Consider the following 6410-nt stretch of genomic DNA (forward strand, 5'->3'; position numbering starts at 1 on the left):
TCCTCGGTCCCCGTCAAGAGGTCGGCGCCGGAGGTTCCGGTGAAGGTCGGCATGGCTCACTCCCGTCGAGGTCCTGACCAGAGTTATGCGCCGATGAAAGGCGGGTGCAACCTTCAGGCGCGACCAAACTGCGGCACAGCTTGGCGGCGGCCTCGCCTCAGTCCTTCAACCGCCAGGTCGCGCCGGTCGGGCCGTCCATGACCACGACGTTCAGCGCCGTCAGCCGGTCCCGGATCCGATCCGCCTCGGCCCAGTTCTTGGCCGCTCGCGCCTCGATCCGTTCGGCCAGAAGGGCCTCGACCTCGGTCTTGAGCCCGTCGTCGGCCCCGCCCTCGAACCACTGGTCCGGTGTCGATTGCAGCACGCCCAGAATGGCCCCCGACGCGATCAGTTCGGCCTTGGCGATCCCCACGGCCCGCGTGTCACCCGCCGTCATGGCCCGCTCGATCTCGCTGGACAGGGCGAAAAGCTTGGACATGGCACCCGGCGTGTTCAGGTCGTCCTCGATGGCCTCCAGGAACTCGGGCGACGGCATGTCGCCCAAGGCCTCGACCCCCTCGGCCCGGCGCAGGGCACCGTACAGCCGGTCCAGATTCTTGCGCGACTGGTCCAGCAGAGACTGGTTCCAGTCCAGCGGCTGGCGGTAGTGCGCGCTCAGCAGAGCCCAGCGCACCACCTCCCCCGGCATGGCCTGGACCAGGTCGTGCAGCAGAAGGACGTTGCCGATCGACTTGGACATCTTCTCCGCATCCACGGTCAGAAAGCCGTTGTGCATCCAGTAGCGGCTGTATTCGGCCGGCGCCGTCGCCGCATGGGCATGGCCGTGAGCACAGACACCTTGCGCGATCTCGTTCTCGTGGTGCGGAAACACCAGGTCGATGCCGCCGCCGTGGATGTCGATCGGCAGACCCAGCTCCGCCTCGATCATGGCGGAGCATTCGATATGCCAGCCCGGGCGCCCTTGCCCCCACGGCGACGGCCACGACGGCTCGCCTTCCTTGGACGGCTTCCACAGCACGAAGTCGTGGGGGTTGCGCTTGTACGGTGCCACCTCGACCCGGGCCCCGGCGATCATGTCGTCCAGGTTCCGCCCCGACAGCGCGCCATAGGCCGGATAGCTGGACACGTCGAACAGCACATGACCCTCGGCGGCATAGCCGCAGCCCTGATCCACGATGGCCGCGATCTGGGCCACTATGGCCTCGATATGGTCGGTGACGTGGGGGGCCAGGTCGGGTGCCGTGACGTTCAGCAACCCCATGTCGGCCAGATAGGCGGCCTCATACCGGGCCGTCACCTCGCCGATCGGCACGCCCTCCTTCGCCGCCTTGGCGTTGATCTTGTCGTCCACGTCGGTGACGTTGCGCGCATAGATCACGCTGTCGGCCCCGTACTCGCGCCTCAACAGCCGCACCAGCACGTCGAACACCACCGGCGGCCGCGCATTGCCGATGTGCGCATAGTCATAGACCGTCGGCCCGCAGACATAGAGCGTCACCCGGTTTGGATCGCGCGGCGAAAAGACACGCTTCTCGCGGTGCAGGGTGTCGTAGAGTGAGAGCGTCATCGTGGGAGCGCGGCTTTCGAGAGTTTTCTTGCGGGACGGAGGGGATGCCCCATATAGCCGCCAAGCTGTTAAACAGTGTCCAAGGACGAAAGAAGGCCCACGGGGCGTCGTTTCGTCGGTTTCGAGATCGATTTCATGAGTGCTTCACCCGTTCCGGTCGTCAGCAAGCCCGTCCTCGTGACGACGCGCCCCAGCCGTGAGCAGGCTTTGGAGGCCGTGCGCACCCTGATCGCCTGGGCCGGCGACGATCCTTCGCGGCCCGGCCTGATCGATACGCCCAAGCGGGTGGTCGACGCCTATGGCGAATGGTTCGACGGCTATGACGCCGACGCGGGCAAGGAATTGTCCCGTACCTTCGAGGACGTCCAGGGCTATGACGACATGGTGTTGCTGCGCGACATCGAGGTCGAAAGCCACTGCGAGCATCACATGGCCCCTTTCCTGGGCAAGGCCTATGTCGCCTACATCCCGGCCGAAAAGGTCGTCGGCATCTCCAAACTGGCCCGCGTCGTCGAGATCTTCGCGCGCCGTCTCCAGAACCAGGAGACCCTGACCCAGGACATCGCCGACGCCATCGAGGCGCACCTGAGCCCTGCCGGGGTGGCGGTCCTGATCAATGCCGAACATCAGTGCATGACCACGCGCGGCGTTCACCACCGCCACGTCTCGACCATCACCACCCGCTTCACCGGCGCCTTCAAGTCCGATCCGGCATTGACCGATCGATTCCTGAAACTGGCGAAGGGCTGATCGCACGCCTGTTGCGCGAAAAGCGACGCGACGGAACGAAACGGCGCGTCAGACCGCTTTACAACCGCCTTCGAGGCCGCCAAGAAACACCCACGAACCAATCGCTCGGTCCCCGCTCGGCGGCGGACCTCCAGGGAGAAATCTAGAGCATGGCCGGTAGACTTTCAGGCCCCGGCGCGTCCGGCGGCAAGACCATCGAACAGAACTCGGACATCAACGTCACGCCGTTCGTCGATATCATGCTGGTTCTGCTGATCATCTTCATGGTCTCGGCCCCGCTGGCCACCGTGTCGATCAAGCTGGACCTCCCGCCCGCAACGCCGCCGCCCATCACCCCTGAGAAGCCCAAGGATCCGGTCTATGTGACCATCCAGGACACCGGCTCGATCTTCCTGGCCGACCGCCAGACCACGATCGAAACCTTGGCCGTCGACGCCTGTGCCGCTCTCGGCGATCCCACCGGCCAGGGCTGCAAGGAAGAACGCCTGTTCGTCCGCGCCCAGCCGGAAGTGAAGTACAGCCAGTTCATGGAAGTCATGAACACGCTCCAGACCAACGGCTTCTACAAGGTCGGCCTGCTGAACGAAGACATCACCTGAGCCATACGGCGCAGGACTGAAGACAGAGGCCGCCTCCTTCGGGATGCGGCCTTTTTCTCGATCGCGACCTGACGGGAGAAAGTCCATGACCCGCGACGACGTCGAGGCCCTGATCCTGGCCCTGCCCGGGACCGAGCGCGGCTCGGCCTACGGCATGCCGGCCTTTCGGACGGCCGGAAAGTTCCTGACCCGTATCCGCGACGAGGACGACAGCGTGGTCGTGCATCTGGGCAGCCTGGACGAGCGCGACCTGCTCGTCGAGATGGATCCCGAAACCTTCTTCTTCACCGACCACTATCGCAACCACGCCATGGTGCTGGCCCGCTTCGAGAGCGTCGAGCCGGCCTGGTTGGGGGTCATGATGGCGCGGCGCTGGCGAAAGGTCGCGCCGAAGGCCCTGCAAAAGCAGCATCCGGCCCTTCCGGGCGAGGCCCCCGGCGCCTAACTCCCGGGTCCGCCTTGAGGAGCCCACCATGTCCGCCCAGCCAAGCCTCGTCGTCGACGGCCTGTCGATCCCGCTCCTGGGTTTCGGCACCTGGATGCTCGAGCCTGAAGACGCCCGCCGGATGGTCGCGGAGGCCCTGCGCATCGGCTATCGCCACATCGACACGGCCTGGATCTATCACAACGAGGCGGCGGTCGGCGACGGCATCCGCGACGCCATCGAGGCGGGCCATGTCGCCCGCGCCGACATTTGGCTGACGACCAAGATCTGGGTGAAGCATTTCCACCACGACGCCCTTCTGGCCCAGGCGCGCCAGTCAGTCGCCAACCTGGGGTTTACGCCCGACCTGCTGTTGCTGCACTGGCCCAAGGCCGAACCGACCTTCGCCGAGACGCTGGGCGCGCTCAATGAGGCGAAGGATCAGGGCCTGACCCGTTCGATCGGCCTGTCCAACTTCCCGTCCGCCGAGTTCAAGCAGGCCCAAGGCCTGTCGAAGGCGAAACTGGTCACCAATCAGGTCGAATACCACCCCTACCTCGCCAACGGCCCGCTGCTGGCGACCGCCGGCGACCTCGGCTCCTCGATCACCGCCTGGTCGCCGCTCGCCCAGGGCAAGATCGCCGATGATCCCGTCATCAACGCCATCGGCCAGGTCCACGGCAAGTCGGCCGGCCAGGTCACCCTGCGCTGGCTGATCCAGCAGGATGTCATCGCCATCCCCCGGACCACCAAGGTCAGCCGCGCCGAGGAAAGCTTCGACATCTTCGACTTCACCCTGTCGGACGAAGAGATGGCCCGCATCCACGCCCTGGCCCGTCCCGACGGCCGCCTCGGCGACTGGCTGGACCCGGCGTTCAAATGGGACGAAGCTGCCTGATCCGCGATAGCAGAAGCGCGGAGGTCAGGAGACGCCATGGGTCAGGTACTCGGCTTTCCATCGGTTGATCCCGACGACGTCCGGATCGGTGCCCGCCTGCGACGCTGGCGAACCCAGCGCCACGTCGAACTGGACGCCCTGGCCGAGGCTATCCACCTGACGCCGGAAGATGTCCGGCTCATCGAGGCCGGACGCCGTCACCTGACCACCACCCAGCTGGGGGCCGCGACCCAGGTGCTGCACCTCCCGCTCTGGGCGCTGGTGTCCGACACCCCGGCCTATTGATGAGCCGATCGCGGGCCGCCCTGATCTGGCGCGGAGCTTTCGCCGTCGTCGGCTGGGCGGCCCTGGGGCTTCAGTACGGGCTGATGATTTCGGCACCTCCGGCCGCCGCCCTGATCACGCGGACGGTGAACTTCTTCAGCTTTTTCACCATCCTGACCAACCTGCTGGTCGCCCTCGCCATGACCCTGCCGGTGATCGCCGCCGGCAGTCGTCCCGGGCGCTGGGCCGAATCCGAGGGTATTCGCGCCGGGGTCACCATGTATGCCGTGGTCGTGGGACTGGTGTACCATTTCCTGCTTCACGCCACCTGGAGCCCGCAGGGCTGGTCCTGGATCGCCAACATCGCCCTGCATTACGTCATGCCCGCCGCCATCCTGATCGACTGGCTGGTCTTCACCCCGAACGGCCGCCTGAGATGGATGGATGCCGGCCGGTGGCTGGCCTTTCCCCTCGCCTATGGAGCCTGGACACTGCTGCACGGCGCGATCAGCGGCTGGTATCCCTACTGGTTCATCGATGTGGGCCGGCTCGGCCTGGCCCCCGCCCTGCTGAACTTCGGCGGCCTGCTGGTCTTCTTCGCGATCGTGGGCCTGATCGTCGTGGCGATCGACCGCACCCTTGGACGGCGTGACAGGACGGCCGCAGCCGCCTAATCCGACCTGATCCACCGGAGCGGTTCATTGGCCTACAAATCCCTGCGCGACTTCATGGCCATGCTGGAGGCCGAGGGCGAGTTGGTGCGGGTGACGGAACCCGTCTCCACCCACCTCGAAATGACCGAGATCCAGACGCGCCTGCTGAGGAACGGCGGCCCGGCCGTGCTGTTCGAGAAGCCGGTCATGCCCGACGGCTCGATCAGCCCCATCCCCTGCCTCGCCAATCTGTTCGGCACGGTCAAGCGCGTGGCCATGGGGGTGACCATGGAGAAGAAGACGCGCACCACCGCCGCCGAACTGCGTGAGGTCGGCGAGCTTCTGGCCTTCCTGCGCAACCCGACCCCGCCGCGCGGTCTCGGCGACGCCATGGAGATGCTGCCGCTGATGCAGACGGTCATGTCGATGCGGCCCAAGGTGGTGAAGACCGCCCCGGTCCAGCAGGTTGTGTTCAAGGGCGACGAGATCGACCTGACCTCCCTCCCCGTCCAGGGCTGCTGGCCCGGCGAGCCGGCACCGCTGATCACCTGGGGCCTCGTCGTCACCAAGGGCCCGTCCGACGACCGCGAGGATGACTTCAACCTCGGCATCTACCGGATGCAGGTCCTGGGCAAGGACAAGGCCATCATGCGCTGGCTGGCCCATCGTGGCGGTGCCCAGCACTATGCGCGCCACAAGAAGCGTAAGACCGGCCCCCTGCCCTGCGCTGTCGTGCTCGGCGCCGATCCGGGCACCATCCTGGCCGCCGTCACACCCGTGCCGGACACCCTGTCCGAATACCAGTTCGCCGGCCTGCTGCGCGGAGCCAAGGCCGAGCTGGTCCCTTGTAAAACTGTCCCCCTTATGGTCCCGGCCAACGCCGAGATCGTGCTGGAGGGCCACGTCCTGCTGGACGAGCACGCGCCCGAGGGGCCCTACGGTGACCATACCGGCTATTACAACTCGGTCGAGACCTTCCCGGTGTTCCAGGTCACGGCCATCACCATGCGCCGCGACCCCATCTATCTGACCACCTTCACCGGCCGCCCGCCCGACGAGCCCTCGGTGCTGGGTGAGGCGCTGAACGAAGTCTTCATCCCCCTGCTGAGGGCCCAGTTCCCCGAGATCACCGACTTCTGGCTGCCGCCCGAAGGCTGCAGCTACCGCATCGCCGTGGTGTCGATGAAGAAGGCTTACCCCGGCCATGCCAAGCGGGTGATGCTGGGCGTCTGGAGCTATCTGCGCCAGTTCATGT

Annotated in this window: 8 protein-coding genes; 7 read left to right on the forward strand and 1 reads right to left on the reverse strand. The window is 66.2% G+C overall.

Translation table 11 applies throughout. The annotated features are described in order from the left end of the window. Positions 1-157: 157 nt before the first annotated feature. Complete coding sequence (gene cysS / locus JHC99_RS16900) at positions 158-1567, reverse strand: cysteine--tRNA ligase (protein ID WP_292155803.1); 1410 nt, start codon at positions 1565-1567, stop codon at positions 158-160. Between the two features lie 135 nt (positions 1568-1702). On the opposite strand from cysS, the gene folE reads away from it, so the two are divergent. From folE to JHC99_RS16935, 7 genes are all read left to right on the forward strand, one after another. Next, positions 1703-2317 carry a GTP cyclohydrolase I FolE gene (folE, locus tag JHC99_RS16905; RefSeq protein WP_292155805.1) on the forward strand — a complete coding sequence of 205 codons (615 nt, stop codon included), beginning with the start codon at positions 1703-1705 and terminating at the stop codon, positions 2315-2317. A gap of 149 nt (positions 2318-2466) precedes the next feature. Beyond that, complete coding sequence (locus tag JHC99_RS16910) at positions 2467-2916, forward strand: biopolymer transporter ExbD (protein ID WP_271144695.1); 450 nt, start codon at positions 2467-2469, stop codon at positions 2914-2916. Positions 2917-3001: 85 nt separating this feature from the next. Further along, on the forward strand, positions 3002-3361 hold the full coding sequence (locus JHC99_RS16915; RefSeq protein ID WP_292155807.1) for an MmcQ/YjbR family DNA-binding protein: 360 nt from the start codon (positions 3002-3004) through the stop codon (positions 3359-3361). 28 nt (positions 3362-3389) lie between these two features. Then, entirely contained in the window at positions 3390-4238 is an 849-nt protein-coding gene (locus JHC99_RS16920; RefSeq protein ID WP_292155808.1) for an aldo/keto reductase, read from the forward strand. Between the two features lie 36 nt (positions 4239-4274). Further along, a complete protein-coding gene (locus tag JHC99_RS16925; protein WP_292155810.1) occupies positions 4275-4523 on the forward strand; it encodes a helix-turn-helix transcriptional regulator in 249 nt (82 codons plus the stop codon). Then, positions 4523-5176 carry a Pr6Pr family membrane protein gene (locus tag JHC99_RS16930; RefSeq protein ID WP_292155811.1) on the forward strand — a complete coding sequence of 218 codons (654 nt, stop codon included), beginning with the start codon at positions 4523-4525 and terminating at the stop codon, positions 5174-5176. The genes JHC99_RS16925 and JHC99_RS16930 overlap by 1 nt, the downstream gene beginning before the upstream one ends. A gap of 27 nt (positions 5177-5203) precedes the next feature. Continuing rightward, on the forward strand, positions 5204-6410 hold a 1207-nt coding region (locus JHC99_RS16935; RefSeq protein ID WP_292155812.1), incomplete at its 3' end, for a UbiD family decarboxylase.

The organism is Brevundimonas sp. (genome assembly GCF_016463485.1).
Lineage (GTDB): Bacteria > Pseudomonadota > Alphaproteobacteria > Caulobacterales > Caulobacteraceae > Brevundimonas.